Origin of the sequence: uncultured Parvibaculum sp., assembly GCF_963975745.1 — a bacterium.
Classification (GTDB): domain Bacteria; phylum Pseudomonadota; class Alphaproteobacteria; order Parvibaculales; family Parvibaculaceae; genus Parvibaculum.
In genome coordinates this window covers 18,409-41,561 of sequence record NZ_CAXBIB010000010.1, presented here as the reverse complement: position 1 = coordinate 41,561, position 23,153 = coordinate 18,409, and the positions used below count along the sequence as shown (strand labels likewise).

Annotated in this window: 20 protein-coding genes; 9 read left to right on the top strand and 11 right to left on the bottom strand. The window is 64.2% G+C overall.

Annotated features, from left to right (window positions below; translation table 11 throughout):
• Positions 1-159 precede the first annotated feature (159 nt).
• The 4 genes from AAC071_RS09535 (at position 160) to AAC071_RS09520 (ending at position 7,010) form a co-directional block, all read left to right on the top strand.
• Entirely contained in the window at positions 160-1,053 is an 894-nt protein-coding gene (locus tag AAC071_RS09535; RefSeq protein ID WP_339832026.1) for a glycine--tRNA ligase subunit alpha, read from the top strand.
• Entirely contained in the window at positions 1,050-3,089 is a 2,040-nt protein-coding gene (gene glyS, locus AAC071_RS09530; protein ID WP_339832024.1) for a glycine--tRNA ligase subunit beta, read from the top strand. Before AAC071_RS09535 ends, glyS begins: the two co-directional genes overlap by 4 nt.
• Before the next feature lie 34 nt (positions 3,090-3,123).
• Complete coding sequence (gene ppdK, locus AAC071_RS09525; RefSeq protein ID WP_339832021.1) at positions 3,124-5,823, top strand: pyruvate, phosphate dikinase; 2,700 nt, start codon at positions 3,124-3,126, stop codon at positions 5,821-5,823.
• A gap of 449 nt (positions 5,824-6,272) precedes the next feature.
• Positions 6,273-7,010 carry a cell wall hydrolase gene (locus AAC071_RS09520; RefSeq protein WP_339832019.1) on the top strand — a complete coding sequence of 246 codons (738 nt, stop codon included), beginning with the start codon at positions 6,273-6,275 and terminating at the stop codon, positions 7,008-7,010.
• Positions 7,011-7,013: 3 nt separating this feature from the next.
• Here AAC071_RS09520 and AAC071_RS09515 read toward each other — a convergent pair whose 3' ends face one another.
• The 7 genes from AAC071_RS09515 to AAC071_RS09485 form a co-directional block, all read right to left on the bottom strand.
• Positions 7,014-7,835 carry an SDR family oxidoreductase gene (locus AAC071_RS09515; RefSeq protein ID WP_339832018.1) on the bottom strand — a complete coding sequence of 274 codons (822 nt, stop codon included), beginning with the start codon at positions 7,833-7,835 and terminating at the stop codon, positions 7,014-7,016.
• Between the two features lie 83 nt (positions 7,836-7,918).
• Positions 7,919-8,788 (bottom strand): carboxylating nicotinate-nucleotide diphosphorylase, encoded by an 870-nt coding sequence (gene nadC / locus AAC071_RS09510; protein ID WP_339832017.1) that lies wholly within the window; start codon positions 8,786-8,788, stop codon positions 7,919-7,921.
• The gene (locus AAC071_RS09505; protein WP_339832016.1) at positions 8,785-10,398 is read right to left on the bottom strand and encodes an L-aspartate oxidase; all 1,614 of its coding nucleotides are present in this window, start codon (positions 10,396-10,398) and stop codon (positions 8,785-8,787) included. Before AAC071_RS09505 ends, nadC begins: the two co-directional genes overlap by 4 nt.
• A gap of 19 nt (positions 10,399-10,417) precedes the next feature.
• Positions 10,418-11,488: a quinolinate synthase NadA gene (nadA, locus tag AAC071_RS09500; RefSeq protein ID WP_339832015.1), complete on the bottom strand. Its 1,071-nt coding sequence runs from the start codon at positions 11,486-11,488 to the stop codon at positions 10,418-10,420.
• A 212-nt stretch (positions 11,489-11,700) separates the two neighbouring features.
• A complete protein-coding gene (locus AAC071_RS09495) occupies positions 11,701-12,705 on the bottom strand; it encodes an NAD regulator (protein WP_339832164.1) in 1,005 nt (334 codons plus the stop codon).
• 62 nt (positions 12,706-12,767) lie between these two features.
• Positions 12,768-13,286 (bottom strand): protein-tyrosine phosphatase family protein, encoded by a 519-nt coding sequence (locus AAC071_RS09490; RefSeq protein WP_339832013.1) that lies wholly within the window; start codon positions 13,284-13,286, stop codon positions 12,768-12,770.
• 108 nt (positions 13,287-13,394) lie between these two features.
• The gene (locus AAC071_RS09485; RefSeq protein ID WP_339832161.1) at positions 13,395-14,012 is read right to left on the bottom strand and encodes an HD family hydrolase; all 618 of its coding nucleotides are present in this window, start codon (positions 14,010-14,012) and stop codon (positions 13,395-13,397) included.
• A gap of 217 nt (positions 14,013-14,229) precedes the next feature.
• Between AAC071_RS09485 and AAC071_RS09480 the strand changes: the two genes are divergently transcribed.
• Genes AAC071_RS09480 through AAC071_RS09465 form a run of 4 tightly spaced genes read left to right on the top strand, consistent with a single transcriptional unit; the run spans position 14,230 to position 18,887 of the window.
• Positions 14,230-16,749 (top strand): AAA family ATPase, encoded by a 2,520-nt coding sequence (locus AAC071_RS09480; protein WP_339832011.1) that lies wholly within the window; start codon positions 14,230-14,232, stop codon positions 16,747-16,749.
• On the top strand, positions 16,746-17,612 hold the full coding sequence (locus AAC071_RS09475) for a hypothetical protein (RefSeq protein WP_339832009.1): 867 nt from the start codon (positions 16,746-16,748) through the stop codon (positions 17,610-17,612). The genes AAC071_RS09480 and AAC071_RS09475 overlap by 4 nt, the downstream gene beginning before the upstream one ends.
• Positions 17,613-17,614: 2 nt before the next feature.
• Entirely contained in the window at positions 17,615-18,475 is an 861-nt protein-coding gene (locus AAC071_RS09470; protein WP_339832007.1) for a universal stress protein, read from the top strand.
• Between the two features lie 40 nt (positions 18,476-18,515).
• Positions 18,516-18,887, top strand: a complete 372-nt coding sequence (locus tag AAC071_RS09465; RefSeq protein ID WP_339832005.1) for a hypothetical protein — start codon at positions 18,516-18,518, stop codon at positions 18,885-18,887.
• A 3-nt stretch (positions 18,888-18,890) separates the two neighbouring features.
• On the opposite strand, the gene AAC071_RS09460 is transcribed toward AAC071_RS09465, so the two are convergent.
• Positions 18,891-20,015, bottom strand: a complete 1,125-nt coding sequence (locus tag AAC071_RS09460; RefSeq protein ID WP_339832004.1) for a beta-ketoacyl-ACP synthase III — start codon at positions 20,013-20,015, stop codon at positions 18,891-18,893.
• 184 nt (positions 20,016-20,199) lie between these two features.
• Here AAC071_RS09460 and AAC071_RS09455 point away from each other — a divergent pair, with 184 nt between their 5' ends.
• Entirely contained in the window at positions 20,200-20,853 is a 654-nt protein-coding gene (locus AAC071_RS09455; protein ID WP_339832003.1) for a pyridoxamine 5'-phosphate oxidase family protein, read from the top strand.
• A 6-nt stretch (positions 20,854-20,859) separates the two neighbouring features.
• Here AAC071_RS09455 and AAC071_RS09450 read toward each other — a convergent pair whose 3' ends face one another.
• From AAC071_RS09450 to AAC071_RS09440, 3 genes are all read right to left on the bottom strand, one after another.
• Positions 20,860-21,492: a polymer-forming cytoskeletal protein gene (locus AAC071_RS09450; protein WP_339832001.1), complete on the bottom strand. Its 633-nt coding sequence runs from the start codon at positions 21,490-21,492 to the stop codon at positions 20,860-20,862.
• Positions 21,493-21,612: 120 nt separating this feature from the next.
• Complete coding sequence (locus tag AAC071_RS09445) at positions 21,613-22,209, bottom strand: DNA-3-methyladenine glycosylase I (RefSeq protein ID WP_339831999.1); 597 nt, start codon at positions 22,207-22,209, stop codon at positions 21,613-21,615.
• Positions 22,199-23,074 (bottom strand): folate-binding protein, encoded by an 876-nt coding sequence (locus AAC071_RS09440; RefSeq protein ID WP_339831997.1) that lies wholly within the window; start codon positions 23,072-23,074, stop codon positions 22,199-22,201. Before AAC071_RS09440 ends, AAC071_RS09445 begins: the two co-directional genes overlap by 11 nt.
• Between the last annotated feature and the right edge of the window lie 79 nt (positions 23,075-23,153).

The window sequence follows — 23,153 nt, the reverse complement described above, 5'->3', positions numbered from 1 at the left end:
TCTAGCGATTACCGTGACTTGACCGGCGGTTGTCCATTGAGGCCGCGGGCGGTCCGTTTGCTTGACCCTCACCGGGGCCAAGGCTAACTTGCGCGCGCCTTTGAGCGGCGGCGCCCGCCGCCCGCAAGGGGCACGAGGCGCGACACGCGACAGGCCAAAATGACGGCGAAGCCCGACCATTCCTTCCAGTCCCTGATCCTGAAGCTGCAGGCCTTCTGGGCCAGGCAGGGCTGCGTGATCCTGCAGCCCTATGATATGTCGATGGGTGCAGGCACGTTTCACCCGGCGACCACGCTGAGGGCGCTCGGACCGAAGCCCTGGAAGGCGGCCTATGTGCAGCCCTCGCGCCGTCCGACCGATGGGCGCTATGGCGAGAACCCCAACCGTTTCCAGCATTACTACCAGTTTCAGGTGATCCTGAAGCCGAACCCCGACAATCTGCAGGAGCTTTATCTGGAGAGCCTCCGGGAACTCGGCATCGACGCGAAGAGCCACGATATCCGCTTCGTCGAGGACGACTGGGAAAGCCCGACGCTCGGCGCCTGGGGACTGGGCTGGGAAGTCTGGTGCGACGGCATGGAAGTGTCGCAGTTTACTTATTTTCAGCAGGTCGGCGGCTTCGACTGCGCGCCCGTTTCCGGCGAACTGACCTACGGTCTCGAACGCCTCGCCATGTATATTCAGGGCGTCGACAATGGCTATGAGCTCGACTTCAACGGAGCCGAGGGTGCCGACCGCGTCACCTATGGCGACGTCTTCCATCAGGCGGAGGTCGAATATTCCGCGCACAATTTCGAGGCGGCGAACACCGAAATGCTGTTCCGCCATTTCGAGGACGCGGAGAAGGAATGCGCCGCGCTGCTCGATCGCGACAAGCCGCTGCCGTTGCCGGCCTATGACCAGGTCATCAAGGCGAGCCATAATTTCAACCTGCTCGATGCGCGCGGCGTGATCTCGGTCACCGAGCGCCAGGCCTATATCGGCCGTGTCCGTGCATTGGCGAAAGCCTGCGCCGAAGCCTGGCTGAAGACGCCGGCCGGGGGCGCCGAATGAGCGAGCTTCTTCTCGAACTCTTCTCCGAGGAAATTCCGGCGCGGATGCAGAAGCGCGCGGGGGAGGACCTCGTGCGTCTCGTGACCGATGCGCTGAAGGAAGCAGGTGTCGAAGGACAGAACGCGCGCGCCTTCGCGACGCCGCGGCGCCTGACGCTGGTGATCGACGGCCTGCCCGAGAAGACGCCGGATGTGAAAGAGGAACGCAAGGGCCCGAAAGTCGGCGCGCCGCAACAGGCGATCGACGGCTTCTTGCGCGCGGCCGGTCTCGCAAGCATCGATCAGGCAACGGTGCAGGAAGACAAGAAGGGCGCCTTCTATGTCGCCGTTACCGAGAAGAAGGGCCGCGACACCGCCGCGCTGATTGCCGAAATCGTGCCCGCCGTCATCCGCGCCTTCCCCTGGCCGAAATCGATGCGCTGGGGCGCCGGCAGCTTGCGCTGGGTGCGGCCTTTGCATTCGGTGCTCTGCATCCTCGGCGGCAAGACGGTCGCCTTCGAGATCGACGGCATCAAATCCGGCAACATGACGCGCGGCCACCGCTTCATGGCCCCCGATGCTTTCGCTGTGAAGGACTTCGCCGATTGTGAAATGAAGCTGCTCGACGCCAAGGTCGTGCTCGATCCGCAAAAGCGCGCGCATTTCATCCATGCGGGCGCAAAGGCGCTGGCCGAAGCCGAAGGCCTGACGCTGAAGGAAGACGAGGCGCTGCTCCATGAAGTTGCCGGCCTGGTCGAATGGCCGGTGCCGTTGATCGGCCGCATCGACGATGAATTCATGTCGGTACCGCAGGAAGTGCTGACCAGCACCATGCGTGCCAACCAGAAATATTTTGCCTGTCTCGACAAGGCCGGAAATCTCAGCAACCGTTTCATCGTCGTCGCCAATCTCGAAGCGGAAGACGGCGGCAGGGCCATCGTCAACGGCAATGAGCGCGTGCTGCGCGCCCGTTTCGCCGATGCCCGTTTTCTCTGGGATCAGGATTGCCGCCAGACGCTCGAAGGCCGCTTGCCGAAGCTGGAGGAGGTTGTCTTCCATGCAAGGCTTGGCACCGTGCGCCAGAAGGCCGAGCGGATTGCCGATCTCGCGCGCGAACTGGCGACGCTGGTGCCGGGCGTCGATCCGAACAGGGCGGAACGCGCCGGCCGTCTCGCCAAGGCCGATCTGACCAGTGGCATGGTCGGCGAGTTTCCCGAACTGCAGGGTGTGATGGGCGCCTACTACGCCCGCAATGACGGCCTCGGCGACGATATCGCGCAGGCCATTGCCGAACATTATGCGCCGCTCGGACCGGCCGACAATGTGCCTTCGTCGCCGCTGGGCCGGGTCGTGGCGCTTGCCGACAAGATCGACACGCTATGGGGCTTCTGGGCCATCGATGAAAAGCCGACCGGCTCGAAGGATCCCTTTGCGCTGCGCCGCGCGGCGCTGGGGGTCATCCGGATCGTTCTCGAAAGCGGCATCCGCATCAATCTGCTGACGCTGGTCGAGGCGAAGGGGCCGGATCTGCTGGTCTTTTTCGCCGATCGCCTGAAGGTCTATCTGCGTGATCGCGGTGCGCGGCACGATCTGGTCGATGCGGTCTTTGCGCTCAATGAGATGGGACAGGTCCAGGACGATCTTGTTCTGATCGTCAAGCGTGTCGAGGCGCTGTCGGATTTTCTCGGTACCGAGGACGGCACGAACCTGCTGGCCGGCTACAAGCGCGCCAACAACATCCTCAATATCGAGGAGAAGAAGGACGAGGCGACCTATGGCGGCCTGCCCGATCCGGCGTTGTTCACGCAGGACGAGGAGCGCGCGCTGTTCGACCGCATCGAGGAAGCCCGTGCCGAGGCGACGCATGCCATTGCGCGCGAGGATTTCGCCGCCGCCATGTCGGCACTGGCGAAATTGCGCGCACCGGTCGATTCCTTCTTCGACAAGGTCACGGTGAACGCCGATGACGCGGCCACACGCGCGAACCGTTTGAAGCTTCTGGCGCAGATTCGCGCGGCCCTGCACGAGGTCGCGGATTTCTCGAAGGTCGAGGGCTAGTCCCTCATCGATGGCCTCAACAAAGGCAAGTGCGATGACAGAGAAGAAGTGGGTCTATTCCTTCGGCGACGGCAAGGCGGAAGGTGGCGCGAACCTGCGCGACCTGCTGGGCGGCAAGGGCGCCAATCTGGCCGAGATGTCGAATATCGGCCTGCCGGTTCCGCCGGGCTTCACCATCACCACCGAAGTCTGCACCGCCTTCTATGAAAACGACCGTGCCTTTCCGGAAAGCCTGAAGCCGCAGGTCGAGGCGGCGGTTGCCGAGATCGGCCGCGTGATGGGTGCGACCTTCGGCGATGCGAAGAACCCGCTGCTGGTTTCGGTGCGGTCCGGTGCCCGCGCCTCGATGCCGGGCATGATGGACACGGTGCTGAATCTGGGCCTCAATGACGACACGGCGGCGGGGCTGGCCGCGCGCTCCGGCGACGAACGCTTTGCCTATGACAGCTACCGCCGCTTCATCGCCATGTATTCCGACGTGGTGCTGGGCGTCGAGCATCACAATTTCGAGGAGATCCTCGAATATTTCAAGGAAGAGCAGGAATTTTCGCTCGACACGGAACTTTCGGCCGACGACTGGAAGGGCATCGTCACGCTCTACAAGGCGCGCGTCGAGCAGGAGCTCGGGCGGCCCTTCCCGCAGGACGTCAACGAACAGCTCTGGGGAGCGATCTCGGCGGTGTTCGGTTCCTGGCGCAACCGCCGCGCCGAAACCTATCGCCGTCTGCACGGCATTCCCGAAAGCTGGGGCACCGCGGTCAACATCCAGGCCATGGTCTTTGGCAATATGGGCGAGACTTCGGCAACCGGCGTCGCCTTCACGCGCAATCCCTCGACAGGCGCCAAGGACTATTACGGCGAGTTCCTGGTCAATGCGCAGGGCGAGGATGTGGTGGCCGGCATCCGCACGCCGCAAAGCCTGACGAAAGAGGCGCGCGCCGCCGCCAACGACAAGAAGCCCTCGATGGAAGAGGTGATGCCGAAGGCCTTTGCCGAACTCGCCGCCGTCTTCGACCGTCTCGAAAAGCATTATGCCGACATGCAGGATGTCGAGTTCACGGTGCAGGACGGCAAGCTCTGGATGCTGCAGACCCGCGCCGGCAAGCGCACGGCGAAGGCGGCGTTGAAGATCGCTGTCGAAATGGTCGGCGAAGGACTGATCGAGGAAAAGACGGCGATTGCCCGTGTCGATCCCGCCTCGCTCGATCAGCTTCTGCATCCGACACTCGATCCGGAAGCGCCACGCGACGTGCTGGCAACCGGCCTGCCGGCTTCGCCCGGCGCGGCTTCGGGCGAAGTCGTGTTCAATTCGGAGGAGGCGGCATCGCTGCGTCAGATCGGCCGCAATGTCGTGCTGGTGCGCGTCGAGACGAGTCCGGAAGACATCAACGGCATGCATTCGGCCGTCGCGATCCTGACGACGCGCGGCGGCATGACGAGCCATGCCGCAGTCGTGGCGCGCGGCATGGGCCGGCCTTGCGTGTCGGGGGCCGGCACGATCCGCATCGACTACAAGTCGGAAAGCTTCACCGCCGCGGGCGTTACCGTGAAGAAGGGCGATATCATCACGGTCGATGGTTCGACCGGACAGATCCTCAAGGGCGAAATCCCGACATTGCAGCCCGAGCTCTCCGGCGATTTCGCCACGCTGATGGGCTGGGCCGACAAGTATCGCCGCATGGAAGTGCGCACCAATGCAGAGACGCCGCATGACGCGGAAACGGCGCGCAAGTTCGGCGCCGAAGGGATCGGCCTGTGCCGCACCGAGCACATGTTCTTCGACGAGGATCGCATCGTCGCCGTGCGCCAGATGATCCTGGCCGACGATGCCAGGGGTCGGCGCGCGCCGCTCGACAGGATTCTGCCGATGCAGCGCGACGATTTCCGGCAATTGTTCGAGATCATGCACGGCCTGCCGGTCACGATCCGCCTGCTCGACCCGCCGCTGCATGAATTCCTGCCGAAAGGCGAGGCCGAGATCGCGCAGGTATCGGCCGACACCGGCATGCCGGCCGACAAGCTGGTGCGGCGTCTTGCCGAACTGGCTGAAACCAATCCGATGCTCGGTCATCGCGGCTGCCGCCTCGGCATCTCCTTTCCGGAAATCTACGAGATGCAGGCGCGCGCGATTTTCGAAGGCGCATTGCTGGCGGCAAAGGAAACCGGCGCGCCGGTGATCCCCGAAATCATGATTCCGCTGGTCGCGATGAAGACCGAGCTCGACTTCCTGAAGGCGCGCATTCTTGCCGTCGCGGCCGAGGTCGAGAAGGAGCAGGGCGTCAGCCTGCGCTATCACGTCGGCACCATGATCGAACTACCGCGGGCGGCGCTGATGGCGCGCGAGATTGCCGAATCCGCCGAGTTCTTTTCCTTCGGCACCAATGATCTGACACAGACCACCTTCGGTATCAGCCGCGACGATGCCGCCCAGTTCATGAACGACTATCTGGGCAAGAAGATTCTGCTGCAGGATCCCTTTGTCTCGCTGGACCGCGAGGGCGTCGGGGAGCTGGTGCGCATCGCGGCCGAGCGCGGTCGCGCCGCGCGGCCCGACATCAAGCTCGGCATCTGCGGCGAACATGGCGGCGATCCGGCCTCGATCGGCTTTTGCGAGGAGGTGGGCCTGACCTATGTCTCCTGCTCGCCCTACCGGGTGCCGATCGCCCGCCTCGCGGCCGCCCAGGCGGCTCTCCACGCCGGCCCCACGGCCGGCGCCGAAGGCAGCACGGCCTGAAAGATCTGTAAACGGACGGTCCCGTTTCGGGATTCAATCGTGTACGGAAGATTAACGAATGTGACGAAATTGCGTCAGTTTCGTTAAGCTTTGAGTCGCGGCTAGAATGCCTGTCTTAACCGCGATTATGGAATCGGACATGTGCGCACGCATGCGTCGGTGCGATTTGTCGCACCTGAAAACCCGTTTTCTGACAATGACATAGGCGTTTCCGCTAACGATGTGGCAACTATGACATTGTGACCCCGAAATGCCCGTGTTAACTCCCGTCGGCTGATGAGTGTGTAAGGAAATTGCCCAGGTGTCGAAGCGGCATCGGGCTCTGGCACGTATAGCGGTGCTGTCCGTGGATCTTGCAAGGTTCCCGAAACGGAACCGGACCGAAGCCTCCGAAGAGGGGCGCAGTCCCGGGATCTGAATGAACAACAAAGCAGACGGTTTAGAGAACGATGCGTAGACTCTTCGATTGGCTCGATCTGGGCCATGTCTTTTCCGGGGTTGCCTACACCGCTTTCGGTGTTGTGTGCCTGGGCGCCGTATCGGCGACCGTGCTGAACGCCATGACCACCCCCGCACCCGTGATCGAGGCCCGCGCCGATGATGCGCCGATGATGGCCTTCGCGCCGGTCCATGGCCGCGATCTGGCCGGTGCCTTCAGTGAAGAGATGCCGTTTCTCGATGCCGAATTCCAGCAGGCAAGCCTGATCCTGCCGGCCAATGGCCGGCCGATGGATGTCGATACGCCGCTGTTGCAGGTCAAGGCGCGCATGCTCGAGGAAGAGCGCCGCTGCCTGGCCATCGGCATCTATTTCGAGGCGCGCGGCGAGTCGGCTCGCGGCCAGCAGGCGGTGGCCCGGGTGATCCTCAACCGCGTCGGTTCGAAAAACTACCCCGACACCATCTGCGGCGTCGTCTATCAGGGCGCCAGCCGCAACACGGGCTGCCAGTTCTCGTTCACCTGCGATCGGACGCTCAGCAAGGTGCCGAACGAACGCCGCGCCTGGGCCAAGTCGATGCGCACGGCGGAATATGTGACGATGGGCCGTCTCGACGATGCCGATGTCGGTCCGGCGATGTTCTACCACGCCGATTATGTGCAGCCCTATTGGGCGGCCAGCATGATCGAGGTGGCAAAGATCGGCCGTCACATTTTCTACAGCAAGCCAAACCGCGAAAAGCGCTCGTAAGGTTCAGCCTTTCGCTGCGGCTTCCATTTCCTTGAGCAGCGGCGCCAGCGGGCCGGAACCGGCGATCTGGTCGCGCACGAGTTCAGGTGCATTGCCGGCCATCTTGTCGAGCTCGGCGAGTTCCGGCGGCACATACCAGTGCAGCTGGTCAGAGCCATAGGCCTCCCACACGACATTGGCGACCTCGACTGGCGGAATGGCGCGGAACATGCCTTCCTTCGGCGCGTTCTCGACCGTGCCCGGCGGCAGGATCGGCGTGTCGATCAATCCCGGCAGAACGTCGGCGGCGCGTACCCCGATCAGCCGGAATTCGATCGAGAGCGCCTCCGTCAGCCCCTTCACCGCATGCTTGGTCGCCGAATAGACGGCGATGCCCGGCATGCCGTAGGTGGCCGAGGACGACGAGGTGGTGAAGCAGAGCGCGTTCCTGGTCGCTTTCAGCAGCGGCAGCGCCGCGTGAATGCCGTTCAGCACGCCGATGAAATTGACGTTGACCACGGCCATGATGTCCTCGAAGGGCATCTGCTCGAAAAGACCGCCCCTGCCGATGCCGGCATTGTTGAACAGGATGTCCATCTGGCCGCCGGTCGCCTCGCCGAACGTGGCGACGGCATGGTCATAGGCCGACTTGTCGGTCACATCGAGCTTGCGGACGATGCAGTTCTCCGCTCCGAGCTCCTTCTCGAGTGCCACGAGCCCGACGCCGTTGACGTCATAGCCGCCGACGAACCAGCCTTTCGCATGGAAAAGCCGTGCCGTTTCGAGTCCCATGCCCGATGCCGCGCCGGTGATGAAGATGCATTGCCGCCCGTTCGCCTGTCCCATGATGTTTCCCGGTTTGCATTTCGGATTTTTATGGACCGTAGTCCGGTTTCCGGGTCCGGGGAAGCCGCAAAGGGCGCTGCGGTCTAGGAGGCCGTCAGTCGGTCGAAATCGAGGCCGATATCGAGGCAGGGAGCCGAATGCGTGATCCAGCCGCAGGAGATCAGGTCGACACCGGCCGCCGCGATGGCGGGCGCCGTCTCGATCGTGACGCGGCCCGACGCCTCCGCAATGGCGCGGCCGCCGATGCGGCGCACCGCCTCGGCGAGGGTTTCGGGTGTCATGTTGTCGAGCAGCACTGCGTCGACGCCTTCTGCCAATGCGTCGTCAAGCTGGTCGAGCGTGTCGACCTCGACTTCGATCTTGACCATGTGGCCGCTGGCGTTCCTGGCGCGCCGGATGGCGGCGGCGACGCCGCCCGACATGGCGATGTGGTTATCCTTGATCAGCACGGCATCGTCGAGCCCGAAACGATGGTTCATGCCGCCGCCGGCCCGCACCGCATATTTCTCGAAAATCCGCAGGCCGGGCGTCGTCTTGCGCGTACAGCAGACATGCGCCCGGGTCCCCTCGATGACGCGTGCGATCTCGCGCGTCGCCGTCGCGATGCCCGACATGTGGCCGAGGAAGTTCAGCGCCACACGCTCGGCGGTCAGGATGCCGCGTGCCGGCCCTTCGATGGCGGCGATGGTCTCGCCGGGCTCGACATCCGATCCGTCGCCTTTCAGCACAGCCACCTTGAGCGCGGGTTCGACAAGACGAAAGGCCATGCGGGCGCAGTCGAGCCCCGCCACGCGTCCGGGCTGCCGGGCATTGATCAGCACCCGCGCCGTCGCTGCGGTCGGCACCGTCGCCATGGTCGTGATGTCGCCGGCCCGGCCGAGATCCTCGACGAGGGCCGCACGCACCGCAGGCTCGATCATCAGCGCGGGCAGGGGTTCGAGATGAATGTTCATGCGCCAGCCTTTGCGGCCAGCTCGCTGGCAGCAGGGGCCTCGGCGATCGCCGCATCGGCGATGCGCGAGGCTTCCTTGAGCGTGATGAAGGTGCGGTGACGCCAGGGCGCACGGGCGCTCGTGAAGTCGCTGCGGTAATGGCCGCCCCGGCTTTCTTCGCGTGCAAAGGCGGCGGCGGCGATCAGCTTGGCGGTTGTCGCGATGTTGCCGAACAGACTGGCAGGACCGGCCGCACGTTCGAGGCGGGCAATCTCGCCAAGCGCGACGGCCAGTCCCGCGCCGTTGCGCTCGACGCCGACATGCGCGGTCATGATCCGGCGGAGCTGCGCCACCATCGGCGCCTCCAGCGCATGCGCCGAAGCGAGAACGGGCGGCTGAATATGATCGCCGGGCCGGCCCGCCGGCACGGCATCCTCGATATCGGCCGCGATGCGTGCCCCGAAGACGATGGCCTCGAGCAGCGAGTTGCTGGCCAGCCGGTTGGCACCATGCATGCCGGTGGAAGCGACCTCGCCACAGGCCCACAGGCCTTCGATGCTGCTGCGCCCGCGCGCGTCGACGTGAATGCCACCCATATGATAATGCGCGGCCGGCGCGACCGGGATCGGCTGATGCACCGGGTCGATACCAAGCGCAAGACAGCTCTTGTAGACCGTCGGGAAGGCTTCCGGAAACCGCGCGCCCAGTGCCGCGCGCGTGTCGAGGAAGGCGCCGCGGCCGGCCTCGATTTCACGGAAGATGGCGCGCGCCACGATGTCGCGCGGTCCGAGTTCCGCATCGGCGTGAATGGCCGGCATGAAACGGCGGCCGGTCCCATCGACGAGGATTGCCCCTTCGCCGCGCAGGGCTTCGGTGACGAGCGGCGCGGGGTCCTGCGGGCCGGCAATCGCGGTCGGATGGAACTGCACGAATTCGGGATCGGCGATCAGTGCGCCGGCGCGCGCCGCCATGGCGACGCCTTCGCCACGCGCCTGCAGCGGATTGGTGGTAACCGCGAATAGCTGGCCGACACCGCCCGATGCCAGCACCAGCGCGCGTGCCTTGATCAGCAGCGGCTGCGGTGCAACCGCCGCATGCGCGGGGCGCGCAAAAACGCCGACGGCGCGACCGTCCTCGATGGCAAGCTCATAGGCCGACAGGCCTTCCATCACGCGGATCGAGGGTGCTGCGCGCACTGCGGCGACCAGCGCCTGCATGATCGCCTTGCCGGCCTGGTCACCCTTCACATGCACGATGCGGCGGTGACTGTGTGCGGCCTCGCGGCCGACCGCCAGATGCCCTTCGAGATCGCGGTCGAAAGGGACGCCGAGCCGGAGCAGATCCTCGATGCGGATGGCCGCTTCGCGCGCGATCGATAGGGCGGCCTCTTCATCGACGGTGCCGGCCCCGGCCGTGATCGTGTCGGCGGCATGGGATTCCGGTGTATCGCCCGGTTCGATGGCAGCCGCGATTCCACCCTGCGCCCAAGCGCTCGAGGCGCCGTCGCCGATCGGTGCGCCTGCCAGCACCGTCACCGGACGGGGTGCGAGTTTCAATGCCGTGAACAGACCCGCAAGCCCCGCCCCGACGATCAGGACGTCACCCGCATCGACAATGTTGCCGTGAGCCATATGGGCGCTCCCGAAAGGATCAGTTGCCGAGATTGATCATCCGCTCGACCGCAAGGCGCGCCCGCGCCGCGACCGACGGATCGACCGTCACTTCCTCACGCATATAGACAAGGCTCTCGAGAATCTTCGGGAGCGTGATCCGCTTCATATGCGGGCAGAGATTGCAGGGCCGGACGAATTCGACATTTGGATTCTCGACGGCGACATTGTCGCTCATCGAGCATTCCGTCACCATGACGACGCGCTTCGGCTGGTGTTCCTTGACCCAGTTGATCATGCCGGAGGTCGAGCCGGAAAAATCGGCCTCCTCGACCACGTCGGGCGGGCATTCGGGATGCGCAATGATGACCACGTTGGGATCGTCGCGGCGATACTGACGCAGCTCCTCCGCTGTGAAGCGTTCATGCACCTCGCAATGACCCTTCCAGGTCAGCACCTTGACCTTGGTCTGCTTCGCGATGTTCATGGCCAGAAACTCGTCGGGGATGCAGAGCACCCGGTCGGTGCCGAAGCTTTCGACGATCTTCAGCGCGTTGGAGGAGGTGCAGCAGATGTCGCTTTCGGCCTTCACCTCGGCCGAGGTGTTGACATAGGTGACGATCGGTACGCCCGGATAGGTTTCGCGCAGAAGCCGGACATCGGCACCGGTAATCGAATCGGCCAGCGAGCAACCGGCTCTGGAATCGGGAATGAGAACCGTCTTTTCAGGATTGAGCAGCTTCGAGGTCTCGGCCATGAAGTGCACGCCGCACTGCACGATCACATCGGCATCGACCTTGGCCGCTTCCTTGGCAAGTTGCAGGCTGTCGCCGGCGATGTCGGAGACGCAGTGGAAGATTTCGGGGGTCTGATAGTTATGCGCCAGAACAACCGCATTCCGTTCCTTCTTGAGCCTGTTGATGGCGTGGATATAGGGCGCGAAGAAGGGCCATTCGATCGACGGAATGACGTTCTTCACCTTCTCGTAGAGCGGCGCCATTTCCTTGGCCAGGCCCGGCGTGTACTCGAGTTCGGGCATCTCAAGCGGCTTGAAACCGTGTGCCGCTGTCCGGCTCGCGCCCGACTTCCTGATGTCGCCTGCAAGGGCCATGTCGGCCTCCATCCTGCTGCAATATATACTCATAATGAGCATATATTGGGTACCAAAAACACCGGCTTCCATCTTCTCGTCTGAAGGGATGCCGGGCCCTCAATCGAGGTTATGCTACGACTGAGCATTAGATACGTCAACAGCCATTTATAATGGTGCCGAAGCCTGCGATTTCAATCGGAAAGAGGAGATCGGTGGTCCGGGGCCACGCTTCAGCTGTTCGCCCGGCTCCGCGACGGGGCGAGCTTGAGGCCCGGCGCAGGGCGCTCATTGAGCACCTCGCGGCGGAAGCGAAACTGCTCGGCCGGCCGTCCCCCGGTTCGCGTCGACATGCGCCCGGTGCGCTCCACAAGGCCGGCATTCTCGACCAGACGACGAAAATTCTGCTTGTGGACATGCAGGCCGAGCAGCGCCTCGACCGTCTTCTGCAATTCGTAAAGCGTGAAGCTTGGCGGCATCAGTTCGAATGCCACCGGCCGGTATTTGGTCTTGGCGCGCAGCCGGCCCATGGCGGTGGCGAGAATGCGCCGGTGGTCGAACTGCATCGGGCGCCCGAGATTGGGCGCATGTTTGCCCGTCAAGCCGCGCGCATTGGGACGGCCGTCGCGCGCGGCTTCCTGCAGCAACCCGGCGCTGTAGAGAAGCTCATAACGTTCAAGCGTCTTTTCATCGTCCCAGGCAACGCCATCCACGCCGAAACAGAGTCGCATGCGGTCACGGCGCTTGCCGCGGGCAAGCTCTTCCGGCGGTGCCTCCGATTGCCGTCCTGCCCATTCGCGCAGGAGCGGCACGATCGCCTGATCGATGATCGGCGGTTTGCCCTCGCGCCAGTCCTCCCAGGGGAAATACTGATACCAGTCGCGCCACGCCGCGCCCTTTAGTGTTTCGTCATATCCGCGCGTCAGAGCGAGATAACCGACCGAGACGACATGTTCTCCGGACATATCGGTGTCGAGCGAGTGACGTCCCCGGTCGCCGAACGTGTAGAGCTGTTCGACATAACCGAGTTCAAGCTGCGTTTGCTCTTGCACCCAGGACCGCAGGCCGATCTCGAGCGTACGGTGCCGCATCGGACTGAACGGCCCGAAGGGCAGGGCGTCCCAGCCGCTGGCCCCATCGGTTTCCTCGTGCGGCACAACAAGAATTTTCGGATGATCGTCCGACACGGTGACGATGGCCGCATTGAGGCCGATCACCACCGCCTTGTCGGCGCGCATCTCGGCCTCGGCGCCAGATTGGGAGGACCCTGTTCCCGGTACTCTTGCCATGTCCCGGTCCATCAATCCGTATACGGACGAATTGGCACTGAGAATATCTCGCCTTCCCAGACGGCACGTCCCGGCCCCAACGCCTCGACCGCCGCCGACATCCGCCCCTGCCGCGCCAGCAATTCATCGGCGACTTGAACCATCAGCCGGTTGGGATGCGCATGTGCGCCGCGCGCGCGAACCAGCCGGGCCAGATCGGCTTCAGGATGATCTTCATTGAGCGTGCAGAGCGCAATGAAGGCCGCTGCCGACGACCGGCTGATCCCGGCCCAGCAATGAACCAGAAGCGGATTCTGCTGGTCCCAGCCGCGCACGAATTCGATCAGGGCCGAAACATGCGCGATGCCCGGTGGAACGAGATCGTCAAGCGGCGCGGCGATGTCGTTGACGCCGAGGCGCAGATGTCGCGCAGGTTCGATGCCGCGCGGTGTGCCGATCATGGTTTCGGGATCGAGCAGGCTGACAAGATGCGAGGGCCGCACGGATTCGATCGCATCCGCGACGGCGCTGAGGGGACTGACATAGATCATCGCTGGCGTGTCCGCTGACGAAAAAGGCCTGAATCGATCATGCGTCCTGAATAACACAATTTTGTGCAAAGTCGGCCCGAAATCGAGGCAGCGCAGGCGTTTAGGCGTTCAATCGCCATCTGTCAGCTGGCGAAACCGGGCCATGAACCGGGCCTGCGCCTTGCGCGTCGGCAGGGGGATGATCGGGATCGGGGTCAAGCCGCGCGGCCGCCCGAAAATCTGCGCAGCCTCCTCGTCCGAAAAGCCGGCAATCTGGGTCGCCTCGAGAAAGGCCGATGCTCCGTCGGCGCGCTTGATCAATTCCTCGACATTTTGCGGTAGTTCTTTCGGCAGGCCGAAACGCATGTGAATCGCAGCCGCAAGGCGATGCTCGAACGCCTTGTAGTCGATGCCGAGCGCGGCCTTGAACGGACTGATCATGTCGCCGATTACATATTCCGGCGCGTCATGCAGCAACGCCGCGAGGCGCCACTTTGCCGGCCAGCCGGGCCGGAAGCGGGCGCAGATGTCGTCCACCAGCACGCAATGCTCGGCGACCGTAAATGCATGGTCGCCGCCGGTCTGCCCGTTCCAGCGGGCAACGCGCGCCAGTCCGTGCGCGATATCCTCGATCTCGACATCGAGCGGCGAAGGATCGAGCAGGTCGAGCCGGCGCCCGCTGAGCATCCTTTGCCATGCGCGCGGCGTATTGCGGGGGCCGGCCTTTCCGGAACGGGTTCTCGGCATCGCCATGACGGCCTCGCATTGGGATTGGGGAGGCGAAACTTAGGGCGCGCCGCCCGGCTTGTCGACATCCGCTAGGCCGGGAACGGGCGCATCTGCCGCACCCGACTTCGGTGATGCAAGCTTGTACCGCGTGGGGCTTTGTCCATGATCCAACTGCGGATATGCTGAAAGAGCGCCGCGCGGCGACAAAAGACGCGGCAGGGAAGAAGACAGAAGTATGGCAGTCGATCCCGTCCCGGCGGACCTCCTCTATCGCGCCTGCGATCTCGCCCAGTTTGACTTTGCGACCACGGCCGAGCTGGAGGATCACGGCGGCCTTGTCGGCCAGGAGCGCGTGCTGGAAGCGCTGCGCTTCGGCGCGAGCATCCGCCGGCAGGGCTACAATCTCTTCGTACTCGGCCCCGACGGCGCCGGCAAGCACGAGGCCGTCTTGCGCTTTCTGTCTGGTGTGGCGCTGCGTCAGCGTGCGCCATCCGACTGGGTCTATGTCAACAATTTCGACACGGCGCACAAACCGGTAGCGCTGGAACTCGGCGCCGGCACCGGGCGGACGCTGAAGGAGGGCATGGCCCACCTCGTCGACGATCTCAAGGCAACCATGCCGGCGATCATCGAAAGCGAGGAATATCAGAACCGTCGCCAGTCGATCGATGAAGAGTATCAGGAACAGCAGGAGCGGGCTTTCGAGGATCTGCGAACCCACGCGGAAGCGGAGGAGATTGCGCTCCTGCGGACGCCGGCCGGTTTTGCGCTGGCACCGGTGCATGACGGCAATGTGCTGAAGCCGGATGAGTTCAACAAGCTGCCTGAGGACGAGCGCAAGCGTATTGAGGGCGTGATCCAGTCCCTCCAGAAGGAGCTCGCCGACACCGTCGAGCAGATTCCGGGCTGGCAGAAGGAACACCGCCAGCGCATCCAGGCGCTCAATCGCGAGGTTGCCGAGCGCGAGGTCGAACGCGCCATGCGCGAGCTTCGCACCTTTTTTGATGGCGTGGCGCCGGTCAAGAAATGGCTCGACGCAGTGAAAGCCGATCTGATCGAGAATATCGGCATGTTTGCCGGCGGTGAGTCCACTCAGGCACCTCAGGCAATGCTGGCCCTCCAGGCGCTGACGCAGGGGCAGGGCGGCGGCCTGCCGTCGAGCGATCCCTTTCGCCGCTACGATGTCAACATCGTGGTCGAAAACAGCGAAAGCGCCCGCCAGCACGGCTCTGCGACGCTCAAGGCGCAGGATCTGGCCGATGCGGGCGGCTATATCGGCGGCGGCGCGCCGATCCTCTATGAAGATCACCCCACCATGGCCAATCTGCTCGGCCGTGTCGAACACATGCCCCAGATGGGGGCGCTGGTCACCGATTTCATGCTGATCAAGTCGGGGTCTCTCCATCGTGCCAATGGCGGATACCTGCTGATCGATGCACTGAAGCTGCTGCGTGAGCCCTTGGCGTGGGAAGCATTGAAGCGAGCCATCCGTCGCCGCAAGGTGGTCATCGAAAGTGCGGGCGAGTATCTGAGCCTGATCAGCACCGTGACGCTGGAGCCCGATCCGATTCCGCTCGACATAAAGATCGTGCTGCTCGGCGATCGTTATCTCTATTACATGCTGAGCAATCTCGATCCGGATTTCGGTGAGCTGTTCAAGGTCGCCGCCGATTTCGAGGACGAAATCGACCGTGAACCGGACAATGAGTTGCTCTACGCACGTTTGCTGGCGGGCTTTTGCCGCGAGGAAAACCTGTTGCCGCTCGACCGTTCGGGCGTCGGCCGCGTCGTTGAACGTTCGGCGCGAATGGCCGAAGATGCCGAGAAGCTGACCACGGTTTTGCGGCCCATCGTCGATCTTTTGCGCGAGGCCGACCACATCGCTCGCAGCGAGGGCGCGATTGCGATGTCGGCATCCCATGTCGACAGTGCCGTCGACGCGCAGATCGGCCGTGCCGATCGCCTGCGCGAACGCAGTCTCGAAATGATCACCCGCGACATCATCATGATCGATACGGAGGGCGAACGTATCGGGCAGGTCAACGGGCTCTCGGTTTTGTCGATGGGCAGCGTATCGTTCGGCCGTCCAAGCCGGATCACGGCACGTGTCCGGATGGGTCTTGGCAGCGCCCGCGTCATGGATATCGAGCGCGAGGTTGCGCTGGGCGGTCCGATCCACACCAAGGGCGTTCTGATCCTGTCGGGATACCTCTCGGGTCAGTTCCTGCCGGAAATTCCGCTGTCGATGAGCGCCAGCATCGTCTTCGAACAATCCTATGGCGGTGTTGACGGCGACAGCGCTTCGTCCGCCGAACTCTATGCGCTGATCTCTGCGCTGGCCGAGGCGCCGATAGCGCAAGGTCTTGCCGTCACCGGTTCGGTCAACCAGCTGGGTGAAGTGCAGGCGATCGGCGGCGTCAACGACAAGATCGAAGGTTTCTTCGATATCTGCATGCGCCGCGGCCTGACCGGCGATCAGGGCGTGCTGATTCCGGCCGCCAATGTGAAGCACCTGATGGTCCGGCAGGACGTCGTGGATGCGGTGGAGCGCGGCATGTTCGCAATCTATCCCATCGAGCATGTGGAAGAGGGAGTCGAGTTGCTGATGGGGGCGCCGGCCGGTGTGCGCGGTCCGGACGGGCACTTTCCGCCGGGCACCATCTATGCTCGCACCGAAGACCGATTGGCGGCCTTTGCCGACAATCAACGCCGTTTCGCCCAGCGATCCGACGACAATGGCAAGAGGGGGGCATGATGGCCGCCCGCGAGCAAAATCAAGCAAGCGCGCTGGCACAGATGGAAGGTGCGGCCGAAACGCGCGTTGTCATAGGGCTCGATACGTCGTTCCTGACCCGCGATGCCTTGTCGCTGGCCGCACGGTTGGCGGCCTCCATGGATGCGCGTCTCAAGGGCATTTTCGTCGAGGACGAAAATCTGCTGGCACTTTCGAGCCTGCCTTTTGCGCGCGAGGTTTCGTTTTCGGGTCAGGTGCGTGAACTCGATCCCGAACGGATGCTGCGCGCCATGCGCGCCCAGGCCGAGAGCGCGCGCCGCGTGCTGGCCCGTGTTGCCGCGGAGGCCCATGTCGACTGGAGTTTCGATGTGAGGCGTGGCCGGCCGCTCTCCTCGATCGCTGCCGGCGCAAGGGCAGACGATACGCTTGTGATCCGTTCGGCCTCGGCCCCATCGGGGGAGGTCGGCCGCACCGTGCGCGCCGCGACGCTGGATGCGCATGCCGATGTCCTGCTGGTCGCGCGCGGGGTCGGCCTGAAGGGCGCCTTCGCGGCTGCTTCCGCGCCGGCAGGCATCGCCCGCCGCTGCATCGCTTCAGTGGATGAGGGCACGAGCCCCGGCGAGAGCTGCACCGCCTTTGCCGAAACGCTGGCCGCCCGCATCGGCGTGCCGTTCCGCCGCCTTGATGCACGGGGACGCAGTCCGGCCGACATTGCGGCCGCGGCAAAGGCTGCCGGCATCGGCCTGCTGATTGTAAATGCGGCATGGCTGGGCGACGATGAGGATGCGGCACGTCTTTCGGCAGCCGCCGGTTGTCCAATGCTTCTTCTCGGTGCCGAGCGTGAGCCGCGCCCCGCATCTTCACCCGCGAAACAGGGAGACTGATCATGTCCGTGAAGAAAATTCTGGTGCCGCTTGCCGGCCGGCCGTCGGACAATGAGGTGCTCGGCACGGCACTTTCGATGGCGGGCGCCTTCAGCGCGCAGATCGTCGCGCTGTTCGCGCGGCCGGATCCGACCGAAGCCCTGCCCTATCTCGGCGACGGCGTATCGGGTCAGGTGATCGAGGATCTGCTGCAGGCTGCGCGCGAGGGTGCCGACGAAGCCTCGGCCCGTGTTCGCCAGATGCTGACAGACGCGGCGGCGAAGGCGGGCTTTCCGCTGGTCGGCAAGGGTGCAGAGCCGCCGCTGCCCTCGGTTCGTTTCCTCGATGTCACCGGCCGCCGCGACGAGGTTGTCGCCGCACACAGCCGGTTGTCCGACCTGATTGTCTTCGGCGAAAGTGCCACCGGCATTGCCGGCGGCACCGCACTGGAAGCGGCGATGATGAGTGCGGGCCGTCCTGTGCTGATCGCGCCGAAGGCAACCCACGCACCGGTCGGCGGCGCCGTGGCCATTGCCTGGGACGAGAGCGCCGAGGCCGCACGGGCGGTGACGGCAGCCATCCCCTTCCTCGAAAAGGCGCGCAAGGTGACGATTCTTTGCGTCGGCAGCAAGGAGCTCGATCCGGGCCCCGGCTCGACGCTGGCCGACTACCTGGCGCTGCATGGCGTGGTGGCGGATGTGCACCTGGTCGATGCGCAGGGGCGCGCGGCCGGCGAGGTTCTGCTCGAAACCGCCGAAAAATCAAAGACCGATCTTCTGGTGATGGGTGGCTATAGTCACAGCCGTCTGCTTGAATTCATCATCGGCGGTGTGACGCAACACATCCGCTCGCACGCCACCATCCCCGTGCTGATGGCGCATTGACGCGCATCGCCGGAACGCAGGAAAGAAAAACGGAAGCCCCATGACCCTTTATCGCGTCCACATGACTCTCGCCCGCAACGAAGAATATCCCAACGGCTCGCCGGCGCATGGTTACGACCTTGTCGTGCCGCTCGATGCATCGATGAAGCTCGATCCGGATGCCTGGAAGGCGCATGCGAAGGAATGCGTCGTACGCCGCTTCTGGCAGGGCGAGCCCGATCAGAAGGGTCAGTTGCGTCATATCGGCCGCGGCTGGGCGATCGACTACGACCTCTCGACGCCGGAGGCGGACGAACCCTTCTTCAAGCTCGACCGCCACGAATTCAAATCGGGCGAATATCTCTCCGTCACCGAGCAGGACGGCGAGATGCAGACCTTCCGCATCGTCACCGTCGAGCCGCTGAAGGCCTGAGCCTCACGCGCGCTTGCGCACCAGGACGTTGCCGGCGGAATAGCCGGCACCGAAGCTGCAGATCAGACCGAGATCGCCGGGCTTCAGATCCTCGCTGAACTTGTTGAAAGCGATGATCGAGCCTGCCGAACTCGTATTGGCATATTCCTGCAGGATGTTGGGCTGCTCGCCCGGTTCCGGGTCGCGGCCCAGCACCTTGCGGCCGATCATGTCGTTCATGTTCTTGTTGGCCTGATGCAGCCACATGCGCTTCAGGTCCTTCGGGTCGAGCCCGGCATCGGCCATGTGCTCCAGGATGAGGGCCGACACCATCGGCACCACTTCCTTGAAGACCTTGCGGCCCTCCTGCACGAAGAGCTTGTCCTTCGCGCCGACGCCTTCCGGTGTCGCGCGGTTGAGGAAGCCGAAATTGTTGCGGATGTTGTTGGAGAACCTGGTCAGCAGCCGCGTGCCGATGATTTCCCACGCGCCCGCGGCCGTGCAGGTTTCCTCGCGTTCGAGAATGATCGCCGTGCAGACGTCGCCGAAGATGAAATGACTGTCGCGGTCGCGGAAATTGAGATGGCCCGAGCAGATCTCGGGATCGACGATCAATACGCAATCGACCGAACCCGAGCGCAGCATGTCATAGGCAGCCTGGATGCCGAATGTGGCCGACGAACAGGCGACGTTCATGTCGAAGCCGAAGCCCTCGATCCCGAGCAGGTCCTGGACCTCGACGGCAATGGCCGGGTAGGGGCGTTCGAGATTGGAGCAGGCGACGATCACCGCGTCGATATCGGCCGCCGTCTTGTTGGCGCGCTTCATTGCCTTGTTCGCCGCATCGACGGCCATCTCGGCAAGGATCGAGGGCTCGTCGTTGGAACGCTGCCGCAGCCGCGGCGCCATGATCTCCGGATCGACAATGCCCGACTTGTCCATCACATAGCGCGACTCGATGCCCGACGCCTTGACGATGAACTCGACGCTCGATTCCGCCAGCGGCTCGATCTCCCCCCGCGCGATCGCATCGGCGTTCCGCTCGTTGTGACGGCGCACGAAGGTGTTGAATGTTTCGACGAGCTCAGCGTTGCTGACGGATTGGGACGGAGTGAAAACGCCGGTCCCGCTGATGACGACTTTGGTCAATGTCCACCCGATTCTTCTTGATCTGTTTTCCGGCCCGCATTCCGGGATGTTTCTTGCACTGGGCATCTCGGACAATCGTGTTCCGAAGAAGCATGCGGCCTTCCCCCTGCCGCCGGGTTAAATTAGAGCAGGCTGTCCGGCGTTTCTACTGCCGAGCGCCCGATTGAACGGATTGGAGACCGATATGGCTGACGACCAGGCCCCGGCGCAGGCGGCCCTTCTGCCCTTTGAGGGCGCGGCGCTGCAGGCCCTGACGCTCGACGACATGATGGTGCTGGCCGTTGACCTGCTGGCCGATGGCGCGGCAAATGCAGGCTCGCCGCTGCGTAAACCGGTGCTGGCCACCGTCGCCCTGGATGGTGCGCCGGCGGCCAGAACGGTGATTCTGCGCAATTTCGACGAGACGGAGCGCGTTCTGGAGCTGTTCACCGATGCGCGGTCGGCCAAGGTGGCCGAGCTGGAGCGCGAGCTGCGCGCCGCGATGCTTTTTTACGATCCGCGGCGCGATGTGCAACTGCGCCTGACCGGCCGCGCCGTGCCGCTGACGGGGGCGGCGGCCGCAGCGGCATGGGCGGCCGCCGGACTGCCCTCCCGGCGCGCCTATCTGGCCGTCGCGGCGCCCGGCACGCCGAGCCCGGCCCCGACATCCGGCCTGCCGGCCGAGGTCGAAGGCATCATCCCTGCGCCCGAAAGACTCGAGGAGGGCCGTGCCAATTTCGCGGTGATCCGTTTCGCCTTCGACGAAGCCGATCTGGTGGTGCTGAGCCGCAGCGGCCATCGCCGCGCACGCATCCGCTGGCGGGCGGACGGCGTGGCGGCCGAATGGCTGGTGCCCTGACCGGCGTCAGGCCATCGAGCTCGAGCGCGGGCTGCTGCTCTCGATCTTGCCGTCGGACTTGTTCTCGCCATTGTCGGCCGGCTTCAGGGCCGGGCGCGCCGCCTGCTTGGCGTCTTCGGCCTGGATTTCGCCGCTGACCTGGCCACCCTGTTCGACGCGCAACTCGCCATAACGAACCGTGCCGGTAATGCGGCCGGTCGCGTTGATGGTCAGGCATTTGCGGACCACCAGCGTGCCGTCGAACTTGCCGTTGATTTCGGCCTCGTCCACCGTCGCGTCGCCGCGCACCTCGCCGGTCTCGGTGATGGTCAGCGTGCCGCTTTCGATCGTCGCCTGCACATCGCCCTCGATCACCAGCGCATCGCAGGACTGGATCTTGCCTTCAAGCTTGAGCCCGCGGCCGACATGGAGATTGGCGGCGGCGGTGGATGGCGAAGCGGACTGCGGTCCGGATGTCTGGAGCTGGCGCACGGCTGGTTTCCTTGCTTGGTAGGATGGTGTCACGACACGCGTTCCGCTCTTGCCGTCGTCATCGGCAATGGCGGAACGGTGTGAGCTTGCTGAATTGTTGCTGGAACGGGTGGCGCTGCCTTGCGCCTCCGGGTCGGGGTCGGACACACCCTTGGGGCGCTTGAACATGTTGATTTCCCTCCGCTGAATCAATCGAAGCGGAGGCTAGGCGCGCAACATGGCTCGCATGTGCCGACAATGTGGCGGAACATTGTTCGTGTCGGGATGAATGCGCGTAACGGTGTTGAATTATCTTTTCGGCGCGTGTGCCAGTGTCGCGCATGCGGCATGTCGCGGACAGGTGACGAGATGATCGTTGACCATGCCGACCGCCTGCGCGAAAGCATAGACGATCGTCGGCCCGCAGAACTTGAAGCCGCGTGCCTTGAGCGCCTTCGACATCGCGACGCTCATCGGCGTTTCGGCCGGAACGTCGCCGATGCGTTTCCATTTGTTCTGTTTCGGTACGCCGCCGGCGATGTCCCACAGGAAACCCGAGAAGCCGCCATCCTCCTCCATGATGTCGAGCCAGGCGCGCGCATTGCCGATCGTCGCCTCGATCTTGCCGCGATGCCGGATGATGCCGGGATTCTGGAGAAGTTTCTCGATCTTCGCGGGCCTGTAGCGGACGATACGCTCCGGTTCGAAGCCGTCGAAGGCCGCGCGGAAGCTCTCGCGCTTTCTGAGGATCGTGATCCAGGAAAGCCCGGCCTGAAAGCCGTCCAGCACCAGCTTCTCGAACAGCGCCCGGTCGTCATATTCGGGCACGCCCCATTCCTCGTCGTGATAGGCGACATAGAACGGGTCTTCGCCCGGCCAGGGGCAGCGCTTCGCTTCAGCCGTCATCGTCCTGTCCTTCTGCCGGCACCTCGGCGCGCATCCAGCCGGGAATGTCGGGCACGAGGCCCGAAGGGCCCGCTTCGAGCGTGGCATCCTTGATCAGGTCGAGCCGCAGCAGCGCCAGCACACGCGCCGTCTCCCTGTCGCCTGAAAAGACCATGCCCACCTCGCGCATGATCGCCTTGATCGGCGTGCCGGGCGGCGGCAGGTCACCTTCGACATTGCAGGGCACCAGCCGCTTGCGCACGCTGCCGCGCCGTTTGGTGCGCGACGTCACTTCCTGTCCGACAAAGCAACCCTTGTGGAAATCGATGCCATTGAGAAGATCGAGATTGACCTCCAGGGGAAAGCTCCGGTCGGGTTCGAAATCCGCGGCCGCGTCGCCGACGCCGAGGCCGATCCGGTGCCGGTGCCATTCGGCCGCCTTGCCGTCAATTGCCGAAAGCCGGTTCCGCGGCAGGATCGCACGGGCGCCCATCGCGGCAAGGCGCGGGTCGGCGCGCTGCGTGACCGTCGCCGCCACTGCCGCGCCGTCCGCGTGCCAGGAGACGGCCACGCCCTGCGTCGCGCTGATATCCTCGATTTCGACCTTGGCCCGCAGCTTGTACATGGTCAGGCGTTTGACGAGATCGGCCATCCGGGCGCCGTCGCAATCGAGCAACAGGGCCGCGTTGTCGGCAGGATCGGCCGATATGAAGAAATCGAACAGGAATTTGCCCTGCGGCGTCAGCAGCGCGGCATAGACCGCGCGGTCTTGCTGTGCCAGGTCGATATTGTTGGTGACGAGCCCCTGCAGGAAGCTCCGGGCATCCGGCCCGCCCACCCGCAGCACCCCGCGCTCGCTGAGCGCACAGGTCTTGACCCCGTTCATGGTTTCTGGCCCCGGTTCATGGTGCCACCAGATGTAGGCCTGCGGCCCGGCGCCGGCAAGCGTCCGGCTTGGCTTTCAC

Coding starts and splice junctions, on each gene's coding strand:
- AAC071_RS09535 (WP_339832026.1), top strand. CDS start 160: ATGACGGCGAAGCCCGACCATTCCTTCCAGTCCCTGATCCTGAAGCTG.
- glyS (WP_339832024.1), top strand. CDS start 1,050: ATGAGCGAGCTTCTTCTCGAACTCTTCTCCGAGGAAATTCCGGCGCGG.
- ppdK (WP_339832021.1), top strand. CDS start 3,124: ATGACAGAGAAGAAGTGGGTCTATTCCTTCGGCGACGGCAAGGCGGAA.
- AAC071_RS09520 (WP_339832019.1), top strand. CDS start 6,273: ATGCGTAGACTCTTCGATTGGCTCGATCTGGGCCATGTCTTTTCCGGG.
- AAC071_RS09515 (WP_339832018.1), bottom strand. CDS start 7,835: ATGGGACAGGCGAACGGGCGGCAATGCATCTTCATCACCGGCGCGGCA.
- nadC (WP_339832017.1), bottom strand. CDS start 8,788: ATGAACATTCATCTCGAACCCCTGCCCGCGCTGATGATCGAGCCTGCG.
- AAC071_RS09505 (WP_339832016.1), bottom strand. CDS start 10,398: ATGGCTCACGGCAACATTGTCGATGCGGGTGACGTCCTGATCGTCGGG.
- nadA (WP_339832015.1), bottom strand. CDS start 11,488: ATGGCCCTTGCAGGCGACATCAGGAAGTCGGGCGCGAGCCGGACAGCG.
- AAC071_RS09495 (WP_339832164.1), bottom strand. CDS start 12,705: ATGCGCGCCGACAAGGCGGTGGTGATCGGCCTCAATGCGGCCATCGTC.
- AAC071_RS09490 (WP_339832013.1), bottom strand. CDS start 13,286: ATGATCTATGTCAGTCCCCTCAGCGCCGTCGCGGATGCGATCGAATCC.
- AAC071_RS09485 (WP_339832161.1), bottom strand. CDS start 14,012: ATGCCGAGAACCCGTTCCGGAAAGGCCGGCCCCCGCAATACGCCGCGC.
- AAC071_RS09480 (WP_339832011.1), top strand. CDS start 14,230: ATGGCAGTCGATCCCGTCCCGGCGGACCTCCTCTATCGCGCCTGCGAT.
- AAC071_RS09475 (WP_339832009.1), top strand. CDS start 16,746: ATGATGGCCGCCCGCGAGCAAAATCAAGCAAGCGCGCTGGCACAGATG.
- AAC071_RS09470 (WP_339832007.1), top strand. CDS start 17,615: ATGTCCGTGAAGAAAATTCTGGTGCCGCTTGCCGGCCGGCCGTCGGAC.
- AAC071_RS09465 (WP_339832005.1), top strand. CDS start 18,516: ATGACCCTTTATCGCGTCCACATGACTCTCGCCCGCAACGAAGAATAT.
- AAC071_RS09455 (WP_339832003.1), top strand. CDS start 20,200: ATGGCTGACGACCAGGCCCCGGCGCAGGCGGCCCTTCTGCCCTTTGAG.
- AAC071_RS09450 (WP_339832001.1), bottom strand. CDS start 21,492: ATGTTCAAGCGCCCCAAGGGTGTGTCCGACCCCGACCCGGAGGCGCAA.
- AAC071_RS09445 (WP_339831999.1), bottom strand. CDS start 22,209: ATGACGGCTGAAGCGAAGCGCTGCCCCTGGCCGGGCGAAGACCCGTTC.
- AAC071_RS09440 (WP_339831997.1), bottom strand. CDS start 23,074: ATGAACGGGGTCAAGACCTGTGCGCTCAGCGAGCGCGGGGTGCTGCGG.